We start from the raw sequence: 19,661 nt of genomic DNA on the forward strand, positions 1-19,661 counted from the left end.
TCTACTGCTGCGTCTTCTGCGTGACCACCGAACCGGCGCCGCCACCCACGGCCGAACCCGCGCCCGCGCGGGAGACCGAGCCGTTGCGCTGCGCGACGAGCGCGTCCCGGATCTCCGTCAGCAGCTCGACCTCGGTCGGTGCCAGCGGGCTGTCGTCCACCGGCTTCTTGGCGTCCTGGCGCGCCTTCCACTTGTTCATCGGCAGGATCATGAGGAAGTACACGACCGCCGCGGTGATCACGAACGTCAGGACCGCGCTGAGCACCGATCCCCACAGGATGTAGATGCCGTCGGTGAAGTCGCCCGACTTCGCGTCCGTGTGGCAGGTGGTGAGGCAGGTCTTGTAGTGGTCCAGGTTCTGCGACCCGAGGGCGCCGACGATCGGGTTGATGACGCCCTTGACCACGGCGTTCACGATGTTCGTGAACGCGGCACCGACTACGACGGCGACTGCGAGCTCGATCACGTTGCCGCGCATCAGGAATTCCTTGAATCCCGTGAGTACGCCCGTCTTCTCGCTCACCTGAAAGCCTCTTTCCACACTCACTACGAACAGTGCAACGAACAGCACCGCAACTTACGGCAGGGCAGTGCGCCGCTGTCCAATCCTGTGACCTGAACCGGTGAGCGGACGACACGTCCGTACGGATTGGCGCCGCGTCCCGGCCGGCCGGGGAAGGGCCTTCCCCGCGGCACGCCGAACGCGCCCCGCCACTTTCGCCAGTGTGGCGCCCATATCGGACAAAGGCCACTCGATCATGGGTGGCGGTCCTCATGACTGCCCCCGCCCGGCCGAGGGCTCGTGCGCCGGTGCCGCGCAGGCGCTCGCGGCGCCGCCCGTGCGGCCCTCGCTGCTCGCCTGGGCGGTGGCGGCCAGCGCGGCGGCCGTCATCGCCAGCCCTGCCGTCACGGACCGCCGCCGGTGCCGCACCGCGCGCCGCAGCCGGTGACGTCCGCCCCGGGCCCGTACGGGTGTGAAAAGCGCCACCTCGTGTGACGGCGGGAGCGGGAGGGACGGCGCGGAGCAGCGGGCCCGGAGGGCGGAGTCGAGGGTGGGGTCGTGAGCGGAACCATGAGCGGTATCGAGAGAGGAGCGGGACACGGTAACCACCGCCTGCGGAGCCGGAATCGGTGCGGACGGGCTCCACCGTGCCGGACTTCGCCGATGCCCGCTCGGGCCTGTGGACAGCCGGAACGGCTACCCACGGGTTGTGGAAAACCCGGTCACCCGACCGGGTCCCTACGGCAGCTCGATGCCCAGGTCCCGCCCCAAGTGCGCACCCGCGCACGCGCAGACCCGCTCCGCCGCGGCCGGCAGTGCCCCCACCGCGTCGGACAGCACCTCCCGCAGCCGCCCGACGTTGCGTCCGAAGACCTCCAGCACCTCTTCGTGCGAGACGCCCGCGCCGGTCTCGGCCCCCGCATCCAAGTCCGTGACCAGCGTCAATGAGGTGTAGCAGAGGCCCAGCTCGCGAGCGAGCACGGCTTCGGGGTGGCCGGTCATACCGACCACCGACCATCCCTGCGCCGCGTGCCAGCGCGACTCGGCGCGAGTCGAGAAGCGCGGCCCTTCGACGACCACGAGCGTCCCGCCGTCCACCGGCTCCCACCCGCGCCCCCGGGCCGCCGCCAGCACCGTTTCCCGCCCCGCCGGGCAGTACGGGTCGGCGAACGACACGTGCACCACGTTCGGCACGCTGCCGTCGGCCTGCGGCACCCCGTCGAAGTACGTCTGCGCCCTGCCCTTCGTGCGGTCCACGAGCTGGTCGGGTACGAGCAGCGTCCCCGGCCCGTACTCCTCGCGCAGTCCGCCCACCGCGCACGGCCCGAGCACCTGCCGTACACCGGCCGACCGCAGCGCCCACAGGTTGGCGCGGTAGTTGACGCGGTGCGGCGGCAGGTGGTGCCGGCGGCCGTGCCGGGGCAGGAAGGCGACCTGGCGGCCGGCCACCTCGCCCAGGAAGAGCGAATCACTGGGGGAGCCGTAGGGGGTGGAGACCGTGATCTCCGTCATGTCGTCCAGGAAGGAGTAGAAGCCGGACCCCCCGATGACACCGATCTCCGCGTCAGCCATGCGGCCAGGTTAGGTACGGGCCCGCGAGCAGGAAAGGGCGGTGCGCGGCCGCCGGCCGGCAACGCCGAAAGCCCCGCCGTCCTGGGACGGCGGGGCTCGGTGGAAGAGCGGCCAGGGCGCTGCCGGCTGCTGCCGCAGCGCCTCTGAGGTGGTGCGGGGAAGTCGCTCAGGCGGCCGACGTGCTGGGCGTCGAGCCGGAGCTCTTGCCCGAGGTGCTCGACGAGTCCGCGGACGACGACTTGGAGTCGCTGCCCGACGAGGACGACGAGGTGCCCGTCGACGACGAGGCCGAACTCGACGCGGGGGTGCTGCTGGACGACGAGCCGCGGCTGTCGTTCCGGTAGAACCCGGAGCCCTTGAACACGATGCCGACCGCGGAGAACACCTTCTTGAGGCGTCCCTGGCAAGCGGGGCACTCGGTGAGCGCGTCGTCGGTGAACTTCTGCACCGCCTCAAGGCCCTCGCCGCACGCGGTGCACTGATACTGGTAGGTCGGCACTGTGACTTCCTCCTGGCACTCTCACTCAATGAGTGCTAACGACGCTCCATAGTGCAGTATTCCGGCCCGTCAGTCCACTGTTGCCGGAGTTCGGTGACCGACCCCACGTTCGACGACCAGTGTTTCGGAGCGCGGCACCAGGTGTCCCCGGAACACCGCCAGCACCACCAGCGCCAGCGCCGTACCGCACAGCGGCACCAGGAAACCGGCGTGCGGACCGAAGTGGTCCGCCAGCAGACCGGCCGTCGTGGAAGCCGCCGCCTGGCCGAGGCCGACCGCGCCGGTGAGCCACGTGAAGGCTTCCGTACGGGCCGAGGCCGGGACCAGGGAGTCGACCAGCGTGTAGCCGGTGATCAGCGCCGGGGCGATGCACAGGCCGACCAGCAGGCCCACCGCGCCCATCAGCGGCGCCACGGTCACCGACCACAGCGGGGTGGTCATCAGCGCCAGCAGCGCGTACGCGACCAGGAGGCGGCGCCGGGGGCCCACCTTCCAGGAGAGCGCGCCGCACACGATGCCGGCCAGCATGTTGCCCGCCGCGAAGACGCCGTACAGCAGGCCGTTGATGCCGGGCTGCCCGATGTCCTCGGTGAACGCCGTGAGCGAGACCTGCATGCCGCCGAAGACCGTGCCGATGCCGAACAGGGCCGCGACGAGGACGCGCAGGCCCGGCACCGACAGCGCGGAGACGCGCTTGGCGGAGCCGTCGGAGGTCCGGTGCACCGGCGGCTGGCTGCGGCGCTGGGCCGCGAAGAGCAGGCCGCCGCCCAGCGTCAGGGCCGCCTCCGCGACCAGGCCGGCCGCCGGGTGGATGCCGGTGCACAGCGCGGTCGCCAGCACCGAGCCGACGACGAAGGTGAACTCGTCGGTCACCGACTCGAAGGCGGTGGACGTCGGCATCAGGGGAGAACCGGTCAGCTTGGCGGCCCACCGGGAGCGCACCATGGGGCCGATCTGCGGCGTCGAGGCGCCGGTCGGCACGGCGATGACCAGCAGCGCCCACAGCGGGGCGTGCGCCAGCGCCAGCGTGATCATCGCGGCGACCGCCGCGGCGTGCACCAGTACGCCGGGCACGAGCACCGCGCGCTGCCCGAACCGGTCCGCCAGCTTGCCGCTCTGCGGCGCGAACAGCGCCATGGAGACGCCGGTCACCGCCGAGACGACACCGGCGGTGCCGTACGAGCCGGTGGTGTGCTGGACGAGCAGCAGGATGCTGAACGTCAGCATCGCGAAGGGCTGACGGGCCAGGAAGCCCGGCAGCAGGAACGCCCATGCGCCGGGGGTACGCAGCAGCTGCCCGTACCCGGGACGGACGTCCTTGGCCGGCGCCTGCTGCTGGGAGGTCTTCTGGAGGGCGGTCCCGCCCTGCGCGCCCTTGCCCGCGTTGTCCTTGACCGCGGATGCCACGGCCGAGCCTTTCTACCGCCTGGTAGCGCGCTGCCGCGAGATGGTCACGGGGTGCGCGCCGAGAGCTGTCCTCTCGCGCAGGACCGAGTGATACCGCGTGGTCCGCACCGGGGAGGTGGCTGCGTGTGGCAGGGGACCGCGGCCGCCGAGCGGTCGCGCCAGCTCTGCGTCAGGCAGAGTTGGTTCCTTTGATTGCTGCTTCATAGTACAGGCCGATACGCGTGAAGCCCCGGCGTCAACCAGGGCTTCACGGGAAAATTTCTTCGATCCGGGGAGCGGGCGGCCGCCGGGGCTGGCCCGGCTCCGCCCTCAGCGGGCGGGCGTGTGCGGCGGCCGCCCCCCGGCCCGTCCTTCCGCGTGGGAGCCGGGCCGGGCGCCCCGGCGCTTGCCCTGCGGCCGCCCCGGCTCGGCGCCGGGGGCCAGCCAGCCGGCCAGCTTGCCGTGCTTAGAGACGGCCTGGAGCCGGTTCTCGACCGCGTCCCGTACCGGGTCCGTCGCCACGACCAGCAGGTCGTCCCCGCGCCGCAGCACGGTCGTCGGCGACGGTACGAAGCTGGTCCCGTCCCGTACGACGAGGGTGACCGCGGCCCCCGGCGGCAGCCGCAGCTCGCTGATCTCCACGCCGTGCATCCGCGACTTCGCGCTGATCGTGGTGGACAGCAGATGACCGCGCAGCCGCTCCAGCGGCGCGGACTCGATCCCCAGGTCGGCGGCTTCCTTGTCGTCCCCCAGGCGCAGCTTCCTGGCCAGCCAGGGCAGCGTCGGGCCCTGGATGAGCGTGTAGACGACGACGAGGATGAAGACGATGTTGAAGACCCGTTCGCTGCCGGGCACGCCGCCCACCATCGGGATGGTGGCCAGCACGATCGGTACGGCACCGCGCAGCCCGGCCCAGGACAGCAGCGCCTTCTCGCGCCAGGGCACCTTGAAGGGCAGCAGGCCCAGGAAGACGGAAGTCGGCCGGGCGACGATGGTCAGGATCAGGCCGATGACCAGCGCCGGCACCGCGTCGTCGAACAGAGTGTGCGGGGTGACCAGCAGGCCGAGCAGTACGAACATGCCGATCTGGCCGATCCAGCCCAGTCCTTCGGCGAAGCCGCGGGTGGCCGCGGAGTGCGGCAGTTTCGCGTTGCCCAGGACCAGCGCTGCCAGGTAGACGGCGAGGAAGCCGGAGCCGTGGGCGAGCGCGCCGGCCGCGTAGGCGGAGACGGCGATGGCCATCACCGCGATCGGGTACAGGCCGGAGGCGGGCAGCGCCACGTGCCGCATGCCGTATGCGCCGAGCCAGCCGATGGCCAGGCCTATGGCGGCGCCGATCGCCAGTTCCAGGGCGATTTCGCCAATGAGCGTGTACCAGTGCTCGACGGGACCGGCCGTGGAGAACGCCACGACGAGGATCACCACGGGGGCGTCGTTGAAGCCGGACTCGGCTTCCAGGACACCGGTCAGCCGGGCGGGCAGCGGCACGTTGCGCAGTACGGAGAAGACCGCCGCCGCGTCCGTGGAGGAGACCACGGCGCCGATGAGCAGCGCCTGGCGCCAGTCCAGGCCCACGAGGTAGTGCGCTCCGGCCGCGGTGACCCCCACGCTCACCGCGACACCGAACGTCGACAGCACGGCGGCTCTGGGCAGCGCCGGTTTGATCTCTTTCCACTTCGTGCCGAGGCCGCCCTCGGCCAGGATCACGACGAGCGCGGTGTAGCCCAGGATCTGGGTCAGTTCGGCGTTGTCGAAGACGACACCGCCGAATCCGTCCTGCCCTATGGCAATGCCTATGCCCAGATAGATGAGCAGGCTGGGCAACCCGCTGCGGGAGGAGACGCGGACCGCGGCCACCGCGATGAGCAGGACGAGGGCGCAGATCAGCAGGAGTTCGTTGAGGCGGTCGACAGTCAGGAGCTGGTCCTTCCTCGTGTGCGGGCCGGGGCGGGCGCGGCTGCGGAGCGGACGGGTGTTCGGCGGGGCTTTCCTTACCGTATCTAGTTACTAAGGCTAACAATTTACCATTGCTTGAAGCTCTGGGGCGTCGGCGGCTACACCGCGTAGGGCTCGGCGGACCCGTGCGCCTATGGTTGCTCCAGCACTCCCACCCTGCCCCTCGAAGGACAGAGATGCCCGCCAACAAGTCCGCCCCCGCCCCTGACAAGGCTGCGAAGAAGCCGAAGAAGAAGGGGCGGCGCGGCCGCCTCGCAGCGATCACGGTCGTGCTTCTGCTCGTGGCGGGCATCGGCTACGGCGCGTTCTGGGGCGTCAGCACCGTCCGCGCCTCGTACCCCCAGACCACCGGCTCGCTGAAGCTGGCCGGCCTGACCGCCCCCGTCGACGTCTCGCGCGACGCCAACGGCATCCCGCAGATCTACGCCGACACCGACGAGGACCTCTTCCGCGCCCAGGGCTTCGTACAGGCCCAGGACCGCTTCTGGGAGATGGACGTGCGCCGCCACATGACGGCCGGCCGCCTCTCGGAGATGTTCGGCCAGAGCCAGGTCGACACCGACTCCTTCCTGCGCACGCTCGGCTGGCACGACGTCGCCAAGCAGGAGTTCGACACCAAGCTCTCCCCGCAGACGAAGAAGTACCTCCAGGCGTACTCCGACGGCGTCAACGCCTACCTCAAGGACCACGAGGGCTCGGCGCTCTCCCTGGAGTACGCGGCGCTCGGCTTCCAGAACGACTACAAGCCCCAGAAGTGGACCCCGGTCGACTCGGTGGCCTGGCTCAAGGCCATGGCCTGGGACCTGCGCGGCAACATGCAGGACGAGATCGACCGGGCCCTGATGAGCAGCCGCTTCAGCCCGACGCAGATCGACCAGCTGTACCCGAAGTACCCGGCCAAGCGGAACCGCCCGATCGTCGAGGGCGGCGCGGTCGACCCGGTCACCAAGGAGTTCGACCCGAAGGCCACCCCGGGCGGCGGCACCCAGACCAACTCCGGCAAGCCCGGCACCGGCACCGGTACGGGCACGGGGACCGGCAACGGAACCGGCACCGGTACGGGAACCCGCAGCGCCGCTTCCGCCACCCAGGGCCTGAAGTCCCAGCTCTCCTCGGTCGCCAAGTCCCTGGAGAAGATCCCGGCGCTGCTCGGCCCCAACGGCAGCGGCATCGGCTCCAACTCCTGGGTCGTCTCCGGCGCGCACACCACCACCGGCAAGCCGCTGCTCGCCAACGACCCGCACCTGGCCCCCCAGATGCCGTCGCTCTGGTACCAGATGGGCCTGCACTGCCGCACTACCGGCGCCAAGTGCAACTACGACGTCTCCGGTTACACCTTCTCCGGCATGCCGGGCGTGGTCATCGGCCACAACCAGGACATCTCCTGGGGCATGACCAACCTGGGCGCCGACGTCAGCGACCTGTACCTGGAGAAGATCAACGCCAACGGGTACCTGTTCGACGACAAGCAGCAGCCGTTCAAGACCCGCAAGGAGACCATCAAGGTCGCCGGCGGCGCGAGCCGTGAGATCACGGTCCGCTCGACCAACAACGGTCCGCTGATCTCCGACCGTGACGACGAGCTCTCCAAGGTCGGCAAGCAGGCCCCGGTGGGCAACGCGGCACCGGACCGCGGCGACGGCTACGGCATCTCGCTGCGCTGGACCGCCCTGGACCCGGGCAAGTCGATGGACGCGGTCTTCGAACTGAACCGCGCCAAGAACTGGACGGACTTCCGCAAGGCCGTCGCCGACTTCGAGGTGCCGTCGCAGAACATGATCTACGCCGACACCAAGGGCAACATCGGCTACCAGGCGCCCGGCCGCATCCCGGTCCGCGGCAAGGGCTACGACGGCAGCCTGCCCGCGCCCGGCTGGGACCCGAAGGCCCGCTGGACCGACTACGTGCCCCAGAAGGCGCTGCCCAACGAGTACAACCCGGCGCGCGGCTACATCGTCACCGCCAACCAGGCCGTCGTCGACCCGGACAAGTACCCGTACCTGCTGACCAAGGACTGGGGCTACGGCGCCCGCAGCCAGCGGATCAACGACCTCGTCCAGTCGAAGATCAAGGACGGCGGCAAGGTCTCCACGGACGACATGCAGACCATGCAGATGGACAACAGCAGCGAGATCGCCAAGCTGCTCACGCCCTACCTGCTGAAGATCGACCCCAAGGACGCGTACGTCCGCGAGGCGCAGAAGCTGCTGGAGGGCTGGGACTACACCCAGGAGCCCGACTCGGCCGCGGCCGCGTACTTCAACGCGGTCTGGCGCAACACCCTCAAGCTGGCCTTCGGCAACAAGATGCCCAAGGAGCTGCGGGTCGAAGGACAGTGCCTGTGGGTACGCCCGGCGGACGACACCGGCCCGGTCGACGACCAGGACAAGCCGGTGCGCGAGTGCGGCGAACGCGCCCCCGACCAGGCGCAGCCCGACGGCGGCGACCGCTGGTACGAGGTCGTCAGGTCCATCATCGAGGACCCGAAGAACGACTGGTGGAAGACCGAGTCCCGGCCGGGGCACACCGTCGACAACAACCGCGACCAGCTCCTCGGGCACGCCATGAAGGACGCGCGCTACGAGCTCACCAGCAAGCTGGGCAAGAACGTCGACGCCTGGAGCTGGGGCCGCCTGCACCAGCTGTTCCTGAAGAACCAGACCCTGGGCACCAGCGGTCCCGGCCTCCTCCAGGGCCTGTTCAACCGCGGCCCCTGGAACCTGGGCGGCGGCGAGGCGGCCGTGAACGCCACCGGCTGGAACGCGGCCGGCGGCTACGAGGTCACCTGGGTGCCGTCGATGCGCATGGTCGTCAACCTGGCCGACTTGGACAAGTCGCGCTGGATCAACCTGACGGGCGCCTCCGGTCACGCGTACAACGCGCACTACTACGACCAGACGGACAAGTGGGCCAAGGGCGAACTGCTGCCGTGGGCCTTCTCCCAGAAGGCCGTCAAGGCCGCGGCCGAGGACACGCTGACGCTGTCGCCGTAACGGGGCGCCGACCACGTACGCCGGGCGGGCTCGAACCTCTTCGAGCCCGCCCGGCGCTGTTTCGGACGTGCGCGACCGGCGGCCTACGAGGCGAACCGGTGCACGCCCCCCGGCGTCACGGCCACGTCCACCGGCCGGTCGTGCGCCTCCGCCGGCACCTCGGCCAGCACTTCCGCGTCGTACAGCAGCACCACCCTGGCCGGGCGCACGTCCGCCTTCTCCAGCCGCTCCAGGACCCGGTCGTACGAACCGCCGCCGCGCCCCAGCCGCATCCCGCGCCGGTCCACCGCCAGTCCCGGCAGCAGCACCGCGCCGGCCCCGGTGACGGCCTGCGGGCCGAGCCGGGGGCCGGCGGGCTCCAGCAGCCCCCGCCCGGCGCGTACGAGGCTCTCGGCGCCGTCGTACGCGGCCCAGTCCAGATCGTTGTCGGGCAGCAGCACGGGCAGCAGCACCCGCACACCGGCCGCGTGCAGCTGGTCCAACAGCGCGTGCGTGGACGGCTCGCGCCCCACCGACACGTAAGCGGCGACCGTGCCCGCTCCCGTGAGCTCCGGCAGCGCCAGCGCACGGCGTGCCAGCACCGCCCCCGCCGCCCGGATTTCACCGGACGGCAACGCGCCCCTCGCGTCCAGGAGACCGCGCCGCAACCCGCGCTTCCCCTCGTCGTAACCGCTCATGATGCGCTCCGGCTCCCGCTTCTGTGACCCGTTCCCGAGACCCCATCTTCCGCCGCAAAGCGCCGGTTATCGTGATCCGCATGACTCCATCGCGTACTCGGATCACCAAGGCTGTCATTCCGGCAGCCGGTCTCGGGACCCGCTTCCTCCCGGCGACCAAGGCCACGCCCAAGGAGATGCTGCCGGTCGTCGACAAACCCGCCATCCAGTACGTCGTGGAGGAGGCCGCCACCGCCGGACTCTCCGACGTCCTGATGGTCACCGGCCGCAACAAACGCCCCCTCGAAGACCATTTCGACCGCAACTACGAGCTCGAAGAGGCGCTGGACCGCAAGGGCGACGAGTCCCGGCTCGCCCGCGTCCAGGAGTCCAGCGACCTGGCGACCATGCATTACGTCCGCCAGGGCGACCCGAAGGGCCTGGGCCACGCCGTCCTGTGCGCCGCCCCGCACGTCGGCGACCAGCCCTTCGCGGTCCTGCTCGGCGACGACCTGATCGACCCGCGCGACCCGCTGCTCCAGCGCATGATCGAGGTGCGGGAGCAGCACGGCGGCTCCGTCATCGCCCTCATGGAGGTCGACCCCGCGCAGATCGGCCTCTACGGATGCGCGGCCGCCGCCCCCGACGGCGAGGACGACGTCGTACTCGTCTCCGACCTGGTCGAGAAGCCGGACCCGGCCGACGCGCCCAGCAACCTCGCCATCATCGGGCGGTACGTGCTCGATCCGGCCGTCTTCGAGGTGCTGCGCACCACCAAGCCGGGGCGCGGCGGCGAGATCCAGCTCACCGACGCCCTCCAGGCGCTCGCCGCGGACCCGGACCTCGGCGGCCCCGTGCACGGCGTCGTCTTCAAGGGGCGCCGCTATGACACCGGCGACCGTGGCGACTACCTGCGTGCCATTGTCAGACTGGCATGCGAACGTGAGGACCTGGGCCCGGAGTTCCGGACCTGGCTGCGCAGCTTCGTCAGCGAGGAGATGTGACACCGTGAGCACCACCACCGACCGGACCACCCACCGAGAACGCGTCTGGTCGGTGGCCGAGCACCTCGACGACGTACTGTGCAAGATCCATCCGCTGGAGCCCATCGACCTCCACCTGCTGGACGCGCAGGGCTGCGTCCTGGTCGAGGACGTCACCGTCCCCACCGCCCTGCCGCCCTTCGACAACAGCTCCATGGACGGGTACGCGGTCCGGGTCGCCGACGTCGCGGGCGCGACCGGCGACTTCCCCGCCGCGCTGACCGTCGTCGGCGACGTCGCCGCGGGCAGCGCCGAGCCCGCCGCCGTCGGCCCCGGCGAGGCCGCCCGCATCATGACCGGCGCGCCGCTGCCGCCGGGGGCCGAGGCCGTCGTGCCCGTGGAGTGGACCGACGGCGGTACGGGCCGCGGCCCCGCCGAGACGATGCGCGCGCACAGCGCGGCGCCCGAGGCCGCGGGCGGCGAGGTCCGGGTCTACCGCCCGGTCACCGAGCGGCAGCACGTCCGCGCCCGGGGCAGCGACGTCCCGGCCGGCGAACTGGCCCTGCCGGCCGGCGCCGTCCTCGGCCCCGCCCAGATCGGCCTGCTCGCCGCCATCGGCCGCGCCTCGGTCCGGGTGCGGCCGCGCCCCCGCGTGGTGGTCCTGTCCACCGGCAGCGAACTGGTCCAACCCGGCGAGCAGTTGGGGCCCGGCGAGATCCACGACTCCAACAGCTTCCAGCTCACCGCCGCCGCGCGCGACGCCGGCGCCATCGCCTACCGGGTCGGCGCCGTGGCCGACGACGCCGAGACGCTGCGCGCCACCCTGGAGGACCAGCTCATCCGCGCCGACATCCTCGTCACCAGCGGCGGCGTCAGCGTCGGCGCGTACGACGTGGTCAAGGAGACCCTCGCGGACCTCTCCGCGGAGGAGGGCACGGTCGAGTTCCGCAAGCTGGCCATGCAGCCCGGCAAGCCGCAGGGCTTCGGCCTCATCGGCCCGGACCGCATCCCGCTGCTGGCCCTGCCGGGCAACCCGGTCAGCTCCTACGTCTCCTTCGAACTGTTCGTACGCCCCGCCATCCGTACGCTCATGGGCCTGCCCGACGTGCACCGGCACACCACTCGCGCCACCTGCGGCGAGGCCATCGCCTCCTCGCCCGAGGGCAAGCGGCAGTTCCTGCGCGGCCGGTACGACGCCGGCACGGCCACCGTCACCCCGGTCGGCGGCGCCGGCTCGCACCTGATCAAGGCGCTCGCCCGCGCCGACGCGCTGATCGTGATCCCGGAGGACGTCACGGAGGTCGCCGAGGGGGCGGAGGTGGAGGTCGTGTTGCTGAGGTGAGGGACGGGGCATGAGGGACGGGGCGTGAGGGGCGCGTACCGGCTGCGCGCGGACCGCGTACGGACCGCGGGCGCCGGGTGCGGCAGGGCGGCCGGCGCCGACCTGGCCGGGTAGCCGGGTGGCCGCCGGCGCCGGCGGGTACGGTGTCGTCGCACAGGCGGCACGGTCCGGACCGGGAGAACGATGAGCAGCGGCCAGCAAGACCTCACCCATCTCGACGCGACGGGCGCGGCCCGCATGGTCGACGTCACGGAGAAGGACGTCACCGCGCGCACCGCCCGCGCCAGCGGCCGCGTCCTGGTCGCGCCGCGCGTCGTCGAGCTGCTGCGCGGCGAGGGCGTCCCGAAGGGCGACGCGCTCGCCACCGCCCGGATCGCGGGCATCATGGGCGCCAAGCGCACCCCCGACCTGATCCCGCTCTGCCACCCGCTGGCGATCTCCGGGGTCGAGATCGACCTCCGCGTCGCCGACGACGCCGTGGAGATCCTGGCCACGGTCCGCACCACCGACCGCACCGGCGTGGAGATGGAGGCCCTGACCGCCGTCTCGGTCGCCGCCCTCACCGTCGTCGACATGGTCAAGGCCGTCGACAAGGGCGCGGTCGTCACCGACGTGCGGGTCGAGGAGAAGTCGGGCGGCAAGTCGGGCCACTGGAGCCGGTCGTGACCGCGCGTCCGGGGCCGGAGGCCACGCACCCCGCGGACGGCGGCGAGCGGGAGCCCACCGCGAACCCGGGGCCGGACACCGCCCCCGGCCGTACGGCCGGCACGACCGCGAACCCCGGCCCGGGCACCGCCCCGGCCGCCACCCCCGCGGCCCCGGCCGCTTCGGCGGCCCCGGCCACTCCGGGCCCGGAAACCTCCACCGGCCGCCCCGGCTCCGCGGCCCGGCCGCCCCGGGCCCTCGTCGTCACCGCGTCCAACCGCGCGGCAGCCGGCGTCTACCCGGACCGGGGCGGGCCACTGCTCGCCGAGGGGCTGGCCGCACTGGGCTTCACGGTCGACGGGCCGCAGGTCGTCCCGGACGGCGACCCCGTCGAGGCCGCCCTGCGCGCCGCCGTCTCGGCCGCGTACGACGTCGTCCTGACCACCGGCGGCACGGGCATCTCGCCCACCGACGGCACCCCCGAAGCCACCCGTCGCGTCATCGACCACGAGGTCCCCGGCATCCCCGAGGCGATCCGCGCGGCGGGCCGCGCGAAGGTACCCACCGCCGCGCTCTCCCGCGGTCTGGCCGGAGTCGCCGGACGTACGCTGATCGTCAACCTGCCGGGCTCGACCGGCGGCGTACGCGACGGCCTCGCCGTCCTCGCCGACCTCCTCCCGCACGCGGTGGACCAGCTGCGCGGCGGCGACCACGGCACTTCCCCGGGTACGGGCGCGAGCGCGGCACCGGCCCCCGGGGGCTCCACGGGGAGCGCGCACTGAACGCCCCCTGGCCGGTCGTACTGGCAGACGGTGACACCGCCCTCCGCCCCATAAAGGTGCGCGACCAGCGGGCCTGGCGCGAGGTCAACCGCCGCAACCGCGACTGGCTGCGCCCCTGGGAAGCGACCATCCCGCCGCCTCCGCCCGGCATCCCCGCGCCGCACCGGCCCACGTACCGCCAGATGGTCCGCCACCTGCGCGCCGAGGCGCACGCCGGCCGGATGCTGCCCTTCGTCGTCGAACACCGCGGCCGGCTGGCCGGGCAGCTCACGGTGGCCGGGATCACGTGGGGCTCGATGTGTTCGGGGCACGTCGGCTACTGGGTCGACGAGGCGGTGGCCGGCCGCGGGGTCATACCGACCGCGGTGGCGCTCGCCGTGGACCACTGCTTCCGTTCGGTGGGGCTGCACCGCGTCGAGGTGTGCATTCGCCCGGAGAACGTCCCCAGCCGACGGGTCGTGGAGAAACTCGGCTTTCGCGAGGAAGGCCTGCGGCCGCGGTACCTGCACATCGACGGCGCCTGGCGTGACCACCTGGTATTCGCGCTGACCGCGGAAGAGGTGCCCGAGGGTCTGCTGACCCGCTGGCACCGGGAGAAGCCCAGCACACCCCACAAATGAAATACGTGTTCGAATTCGTCCATCAAATGGCCACATTCGCGTGCGGCTGATCTCAACAATCACAAAAAAAGTTCGAGATATCAGCCAGATCGTGCGACACACCGGCCCAATTGGCGGATGGCCCCACGCAAACCCCTCTACCGTGTGAGGCGTGAGCAGCAGCGGCCTCATCTACGCAGTCATCGTCGGGGCCTGGGCCGCCTACTTGGTGCCGATGTGGCTCCGCAGGCAGGACGAGCTCAATGAAGCCCGGCCGACGGAGCGCTTCAGTACCGCCATCCGGCTCCTTTCCGGGCGGGCGGCCATGGAGCGCCGTTACGCCAAGGGGCAGGAGGGGCAGGGCGGCGGCTCCACCGACGATGCGAGCGATGCGCGTGAGCCGGACGCCGCGGCCGGTGCGGCCGACGTCCGGTCCTTCGACGCGCCCGCGGACGAGGCGCCGCCCGCCGACCGGCGCCAGCCTGCCGCCGAGCCCGGGGCCGCGCCCCGCCGTCCGGCCAAGAAGCCCGGCTCCGCCCGGCCCTCCGCCGCCGACCGCATGAAGCGGGCCAAGGTGCTGGCGCGCCGCCGGCGCACCATCACCGTCCTCTTCCTCGCCTTCACCGTCGGCACGATCGTCGCCGCCGTCGGCGGCCTCGCCTTCCTCTGGGCGCCGGCCATCCCCGGCGTACTCCTCAGCGCGTACATCGTCTACCTCCGCGCCCAGGAACGCCGCCGCTTCACCTTCACCATGGACCAGCGCCAGGCCGAGGCGGCGGCCCAGCGGCTGCGGGAGGGCAGGCCACGCCCTTCGCAGGCGTCCCAGCAGCCCCCCGCCGACGAACCCGCCGCTGAGGACGCCGCCGTACCGCCCCCAGCGCCCGCGCACCCCGCCCCGCGCCCCGAACCGGCCTCCACCGCCGGCCGCCGCGCCCTGGTGGAGGAGACCGACCATGCCGAGTGGGTCGACCAGCAGCGCGCACGCGAACGCACCGAGCCCGGCGGCTGGGACCCGGTCCCCGTCCCGCTCCCTACGTACGTGACGGCCCCGGTCGCCCCGCGCGCCACCAGCCACGTCGACCTGGACGCCGACGATGCCTGGAGCTCCGCCCGATCCGGCCCCGCGGGCGAGGCCCCCCAGCCCGCCCCCACCGCCGACCCGGCCCGCCGCCCCGCGACGGGCCGCCGCACCCGCGGCCGCACCCCCCTGTTCGACCAGTACGCGGACGACGACCGCCCCCGCGCGGCGAACGAGTGAAGCCCCTCGGCTGACCAGCACCGGAAGCGATTTCCGAGCACCCCGCCATGGATGCTAGAGTTTCACTCGTCGCAAGGGCCTGTGGCGCAGCTGGTAGCGCACCTCGTTCGCAACGAGGGGGTCAGGGGTTCGAATCCCCTCAGGTCCACCGACGGACTGTTCCCGGGTCAGCTCGGGAGTGGTTCACGAGATCCCGTCCGATCTGCTGATCGGGCGGGATTTCTGCGTTCCCGGGCGGTTTGCTCGAATCTTGTCCGAGGGCCGGATGAGGGTGCCGTGCCTCCGTAGGCTCGTCGCATGCCAACTGAGGACATACCGCAGACCCTCGCGAAGCACTGGCAGGACTGCACGGACGTGTACGACTTCCTGGAGCAGATCCGCCTCCGGCCGGGTATGTGGCTCCCCGGCGGGTCACTTCACCACTTGCAGGCCATACTCGTCGGCTACCAGGTGGCCCTCGGTGTGCACTCCGTTCAGGAGTCGTGCGACTTCTGGGACGGAGGAGCGTTCAGCCAGTGGCTCGGCAAACGCTTCGGTGGCAACAGCCCGCGCGGCTGGGCTCACGACATCGAACGCAACACTCCCGAGGGCTCGACGCCGGTCGAGGAGTTCTTCCGGCTCCTCGACGCGTACCGCAGTGATGCGGCACCGGGTTCGGAGCCGGGCGTCCGGAGGGGCTGGCCTGGCATCGAGTACATGAGCGACACGTTCGTCACCCTCTTCTGGCGCAAGCGCCTGTTCACGGAGGCGGCGCAGCGTCTCGGAGAACGCGGCTTCCGTGTGATCCACCTGAAGGCCGGCCAGTGGAACACGGAGCGGGACATGCACCGGGCCATCGCCGAGGCCCTGGACTTCCCCGGCTACTACGGGCACAACCTGGACGCTTTCAACGACTACCTCGGCGACGTGGCCTGCTACGGCAGCTACGACGAGGCCGACGATGCTCCCGAAGGTGCCGGACTGGTACTCGCCTTCACCGACTACGACCGGTTCGCCACAACCTGCCCCAGGGCGGCGCAGGTTGTCCTGGACATCATCGCCGGCCAGGCACGCCGAGCGTCCGTATTCGACCGCCGCCTGATCTGTCTGGTCCAGAGCAACGACCCGCGGATCCGGTTCGAGCCCGTCGGGGCCGTGCCCGTCCTCTGGAACACCGATGAAGCACGCGACGACCGCCGCGGATGAGCAGGCGACGTTCCGCCGGCGGGTGATCGAACCGGAGTTATCCACAGGGGAGTTGCTTGTCGGTCCCGGACTCTAGAGTTGATCGGTATGAGGTCGGTGGGCTTCGTCTGGGGTACCTGACCGGGTATCCGATGGCGGTGGCAACGGGAGGGCACATGGCCAAGGAACGGGCGTTCGGGACGTATCAGCTGGCCGAGTGGCTGGGGATCGAGCCGAGGCATGTACGGCGTGCCGAGACGCGGGGACTGATTCCGCCCCCGGACGTGGGGGACGAGCGGTGGTCGGAGACGGTGGCCAAGACGCTGCCCGACCGGGTCGAGGAGATCCTGTCGGTGGTGGGGGACGAGAACTACGTGATGGCTCAGGACGCCGGGAAGACGGGGCGTCGTAAGGCGGTCAAGGGGGAGACGTTCGGGCCGCATCAGCTGGCGGGGGAACTGGGGCTCCAGCGGTGGCAGGTCGGCCGGGCCGGGCAGCGGGGGATGATCCCGCCGCCGGACGTGGACGACAAGCGCTGGTCCAGGGAGGTCGTGGAGGATCTGCGCGGCCGGGTGGAGGGGATACGGGAAGCGCTCGGTGAGCATCCCGGGCTGGGGTCGATCGACGCGGCGAAGCATCTGGCCGGGCGTACGGGGCTCGAAGTCGAGCGGGAGGACGTGCGGGTCCTGGCCGAGCAGGGGCTTCTCCGGCCGGAGGGAGAGTTCCGCGGATACCCGATGTTCGGGCTGGAGAGCCTGGACGCTCTCACCGAAGCGCAGATCGCCGCCGTGGTGGGGGAACGGCAGCGGTGGACCGAGCAGAGTGTGACGGCCAAGGAGGCGGCGGCGTTGCTGGGGTGGTCGGCCGGGAAGTTCGAGGTCACGGCCGAGCGGAACGGGCTGGTGCCGGGGCGTCTGGGGCGGTACGACCGGGCGGAGGTGGAGGGACTTCCGGCGCGGGATGGCAGGGGGAGCCAGTAGATCCGGTAGGCCTGGTGGGCCTGGTGGGCCTACGGACTAGGTCCGGTAGGTCTCATAGGTGACGGCTCGGCGGGTGATGCGGATGCCGCGGCGGGCGAGATAGGTGAGGGGGTTGATGTCGGATCCGTACCGGCGGGACGTGCGCACCTCGAAGTGGAGGTGGGGGCCGGTGGTGCGACCGGTGGCGCCGCTGTAGCCGATGCGGGTGCCTGCCCGGACGCGCTGGCCGACGTGGGCGGTGATGCGGGAGAGGTGGCCGAAGAGGGTGTAGTAGCCGTCGGTCATGCGAATGGTGACGGCGAGCCCGTAGTCGCCCGAGCGCCTGGCCAGGACGACGGTGCCGGCACCGACGGAGGAGACCGGGGTGCCGGTACGGACCGCGAAGTCCACGCCGGTGTGGTGGCCGGCGGCCCAGTGGCCCTTTACGCCGTAGGGGGAGCTGACGCGGGCGTTGGCTGCGATCGGACGGGTCCAGGGGCCGGCTGCCGCGGCCGGGTTCGCCTCGGCCACGGTCAGACTGAGAACGGTGCCGATGGCTGCCGGAACCATGCCGTGCAGCAGGAGTCGTCTGCGAAGCCAGTTCATAGTTGTGAGGACACGCCCTGGGACGGGCGGGCGCATCCGGGGAGGCGTGGTGGGCGCCCGAACGGCGGAGTAGTTCCCCGTACGGAGTGATCTTGGTGGGGGACGGGATTGGGAGATGCGGGAGGGCGCTGGGAGGAGGGGGAAGGGGAGGGGCGGGGGCGGGGGGAGCGGGGAAGAGAGGCTGGCGCCGATATCTCGCGAGGGATGGGGCGGGCGGGGTCAGGGGGCGTGGGTGGTGCTGTCGCGGAGTTCCAGGTGGGGCAGCTCGGCTTGGAGGCGGCGGGTGGGCGCGCCGTCGAGCAGGGACAGCAGCTCCTGGGCGGCCAGGCGGCCGAAGCCGGCGGTGTCGCGTACGAGCGAGGTCAGCCGTGGGTGGGTGACGCGGCACAGCGGGGAGTCGTCCCAGGCCACGATGGACAGGGCGGCGGGTACGGGGACGCCGCGCCCGGCGGCCACGGCGACGCCTGCCACGGCCATCACGTCGTTGTCGTAGACGATCGCGGTGGGTGGGCGGGGAGCGGCGAGGAGGTGGCGGGTCGCCTCGGCGCCCTGCTCGTCGGAGTAGTCCGTGGACACGGAGCGGACGTCGGCCGGGTCCAGGCCGAGGCGGGCGGTCTCGGCGCGCAGGGCCGCGACGCGGCGGTCGGTGTGCGCGAGGCCGGGCAGGCCGGCGATGTGCACGATGCGGCGGTGCCCCAGCTCGTACAGGTGGTCGATGATCGACCGCATCGCGGCGGCGTCGTCGGCCCAGATGGTGGAGAGAGGGAAGGGGGGCGGGAGAGGGGCGGCGGGGGTGGCGGGAATGGCGGGGGGTGATGGGTGGGAAGCGGGCTCGGCCGCAGGCATGGGTGCGTCCGTCCCCGTTCGCGTGTCGCCGATGACGACCGTGGGCAGGGCCAGGGAGGCCAGGAGGCCGGGACGGGGGTCCTGGGTGCGGGGGTCCACTACCAGGACGCCGTCCACGCGGCGCTCGGCCCACCAGCGGCGGTAGGTGGCGCACTCGGCCGCCAGGTCCTCGACGACCTGGAAGAGGAGCGCGGTGCGGTGGGCGGAGAGGGTCTCCTGAATGCCGGAGACCAGTTGGAGGAAGAAGGACTCGACGCCGAGGGTGTGGGCGGGGCGGGCGAGGACGAGGCCGACGCAGCCGGAGCGTTCGCCGGACAGGGCGCGGGCAGCGCTGTTGGGCTGCCAGCCCAGTTCCTCGGCGACCTCGCGGATGCGGGCGCGGGTGGCGGGGGAGACGCCGGCGCGGTCGTTGAGGGCGAAGGAGACGGCGGAGGGGGAGACGCCGGCGCGTTCGGCGATGTCCTTCATGGTGGGGCGGCGGCGCGGGGGAGCCGCGGGGAGGCGGGGGCCGTCGGCGTTCGCGGCCGGCGTGCCGGTGGTCATGTCGTCCGTCAGCTCCTCCGGTCGGCCCGGGTCCCGTGGTGGGGCGATCCTGCGGCTAAACCGCATTAGTCGGCCGGGCTAAAGCGCATTAGGTGGTTCAGGATCACGGCGTGCGTGCGGGAAGTCAATCGCCGCGCGCGAGGTGGTGGGGGAGACGAACTCCCGGCTCTTGTTATGGAATTGAGACGGCGGAGGTGGGGTGAGGTTGCTTTAGCGCATTAGTGCAGGCGGGGAAGGGGTGGGATAGGAGGGGGGCGGTGGATGAAGCGGTGGGTGCGGCGGGAAAGTTGGGGCTGGTGGATTGACGGGAGCGGGGGTGGGCGACAACGTTGGCACCGCTATCCGGCGGCGCGGCCGGTCGTGTGCCGGT

At 71.8% G+C, this 19,661-nt stretch carries 17 protein-coding genes, 1 tRNA gene and 1 pseudogene; 10 read left to right on the top strand and 9 right to left on the bottom strand.

The window, feature by feature from the left end; translation table 11 throughout:
• Window position 1 precedes the first annotated feature (1 nt).
• The 6 genes from mscL to ACH4K4_RS23275 form a co-directional block, all read right to left on the bottom strand.
• A complete protein-coding gene (mscL, locus tag ACH4K4_RS23250) occupies window positions 2-523 on the bottom strand; it encodes a large conductance mechanosensitive channel protein MscL (RefSeq protein ID WP_398169703.1) in 522 nt (173 codons plus the stop codon).
• Between the two features lie 249 nt (window positions 524-772).
• On the bottom strand, window positions 773-1,102 hold the full coding sequence (locus ACH4K4_RS23255; RefSeq protein ID WP_398169705.1) for a hypothetical protein: 330 nt from the start codon (window positions 1,100-1,102) through the stop codon (window positions 773-775).
• Window positions 1,103-1,240: 138 nt separating this feature from the next.
• A complete protein-coding gene (locus ACH4K4_RS23260) occupies window positions 1,241-2,074 on the bottom strand; it encodes an S-methyl-5'-thioadenosine phosphorylase (RefSeq protein ID WP_398169706.1) in 834 nt (277 codons plus the stop codon).
• Between the two features lie 166 nt (window positions 2,075-2,240).
• Window positions 2,241-2,573, bottom strand: coding sequence for an FmdB family zinc ribbon protein (locus ACH4K4_RS23265; RefSeq protein WP_398169707.1), 333 nt, complete (start codon window positions 2,571-2,573; stop codon window positions 2,241-2,243).
• 69 nt (window positions 2,574-2,642) lie between these two features.
• A complete protein-coding gene (locus ACH4K4_RS23270) occupies window positions 2,643-3,863 on the bottom strand; it encodes an MFS transporter (RefSeq protein ID WP_398170002.1) in 1,221 nt (406 codons plus the stop codon).
• A 426-nt stretch (window positions 3,864-4,289) separates the two neighbouring features.
• Window positions 4,290-5,876, bottom strand: coding sequence for a potassium/proton antiporter (locus ACH4K4_RS23275; RefSeq protein WP_398170003.1), 1,587 nt, complete (start codon window positions 5,874-5,876; stop codon window positions 4,290-4,292).
• A gap of 215 nt (window positions 5,877-6,091) precedes the next feature.
• On the opposite strand from ACH4K4_RS23275, the gene ACH4K4_RS23280 reads away from it, so the two are divergent.
• Window positions 6,092-8,908, top strand: a complete 2,817-nt coding sequence (locus ACH4K4_RS23280) for a penicillin acylase family protein (RefSeq protein WP_398169708.1) — start codon at window positions 6,092-6,094, stop codon at window positions 8,906-8,908.
• An 83-nt stretch (window positions 8,909-8,991) separates the two neighbouring features.
• On the opposite strand, the gene ACH4K4_RS23285 is transcribed toward ACH4K4_RS23280, so the two are convergent.
• Window positions 8,992-9,585, bottom strand: coding sequence for a 5-formyltetrahydrofolate cyclo-ligase (locus tag ACH4K4_RS23285; RefSeq protein WP_398169709.1), 594 nt, complete (start codon window positions 9,583-9,585; stop codon window positions 8,992-8,994).
• 80 nt (window positions 9,586-9,665) lie between these two features.
• On the opposite strand from ACH4K4_RS23285, the gene galU reads away from it, so the two are divergent.
• The 9 genes and pseudogenes from galU (at window position 9,666) to ACH4K4_RS23330 (ending at window position 17,317) form a co-directional block, all read left to right on the top strand.
• On the top strand, window positions 9,666-10,568 hold the full coding sequence (gene galU, locus ACH4K4_RS23290) for a UTP--glucose-1-phosphate uridylyltransferase GalU (RefSeq protein ID WP_398169711.1): 903 nt from the start codon (window positions 9,666-9,668) through the stop codon (window positions 10,566-10,568).
• Between the two features lie 4 nt (window positions 10,569-10,572).
• Window positions 10,573-11,889: a gephyrin-like molybdotransferase Glp gene (gene glp / locus ACH4K4_RS23295; protein ID WP_398169713.1), complete on the top strand. Its 1,317-nt coding sequence runs from the start codon at window positions 10,573-10,575 to the stop codon at window positions 11,887-11,889.
• 183 nt (window positions 11,890-12,072) lie between these two features.
• On the top strand, window positions 12,073-12,555 hold the full coding sequence (gene moaC / locus ACH4K4_RS23300) for a cyclic pyranopterin monophosphate synthase MoaC (protein ID WP_398169715.1): 483 nt from the start codon (window positions 12,073-12,075) through the stop codon (window positions 12,553-12,555).
• Between the two features lie 185 nt (window positions 12,556-12,740).
• Window positions 12,741-13,316 (top strand): annotated as a pseudogene (locus tag ACH4K4_RS23305) (molybdenum cofactor biosynthesis protein B); the annotation flags it as partial.
• On the top strand, window positions 13,313-13,936 hold the full coding sequence (locus ACH4K4_RS23310; protein WP_398170004.1) for a GNAT family N-acetyltransferase: 624 nt from the start codon (window positions 13,313-13,315) through the stop codon (window positions 13,934-13,936). The pseudogene ACH4K4_RS23305 and the gene ACH4K4_RS23310, both read left to right, overlap by 4 nt.
• Before the next feature lie 151 nt (window positions 13,937-14,087).
• Window positions 14,088-15,173, top strand: coding sequence for a gephyrin-like molybdotransferase receptor GlpR (gene glpR, locus ACH4K4_RS23315; protein WP_398169717.1), 1,086 nt, complete (start codon window positions 14,088-14,090; stop codon window positions 15,171-15,173).
• 75 nt (window positions 15,174-15,248) lie between these two features.
• Window positions 15,249-15,321: transfer RNA gene (locus tag ACH4K4_RS23320), tRNA-Ala, on the top strand.
• A 149-nt stretch (window positions 15,322-15,470) separates the two neighbouring features.
• Entirely contained in the window at window positions 15,471-16,358 is an 888-nt protein-coding gene (locus ACH4K4_RS23325) for a barstar family protein (RefSeq protein WP_398169719.1), read from the top strand.
• Between the two features lie 155 nt (window positions 16,359-16,513).
• Window positions 16,514-17,317 (top strand): hypothetical protein, encoded by an 804-nt coding sequence (locus ACH4K4_RS23330; protein ID WP_398169721.1) that lies wholly within the window; start codon window positions 16,514-16,516, stop codon window positions 17,315-17,317.
• Between the two features lie 36 nt (window positions 17,318-17,353).
• Here ACH4K4_RS23330 and ACH4K4_RS23335 read toward each other — a convergent pair whose 3' ends face one another.
• Entirely contained in the window at window positions 17,354-17,902 is a 549-nt protein-coding gene (locus ACH4K4_RS23335) for a M23 family metallopeptidase (RefSeq protein WP_398169723.1), read from the bottom strand.
• A gap of 219 nt (window positions 17,903-18,121) precedes the next feature.
• The gene (locus tag ACH4K4_RS23340; protein ID WP_398169725.1) at window positions 18,122-19,291 is read right to left on the bottom strand and encodes a LacI family DNA-binding transcriptional regulator; all 1,170 of its coding nucleotides are present in this window, start codon (window positions 19,289-19,291) and stop codon (window positions 18,122-18,124) included.
• Window positions 19,292-19,661 lie beyond the last annotated feature (370 nt).

This window comes from Streptomyces sp. NPDC017529, assembly GCF_044329785.1.
In the GTDB taxonomy this organism is placed as follows: Bacteria; Actinomycetota; Actinomycetes; order Streptomycetales; family Streptomycetaceae; genus Streptomyces.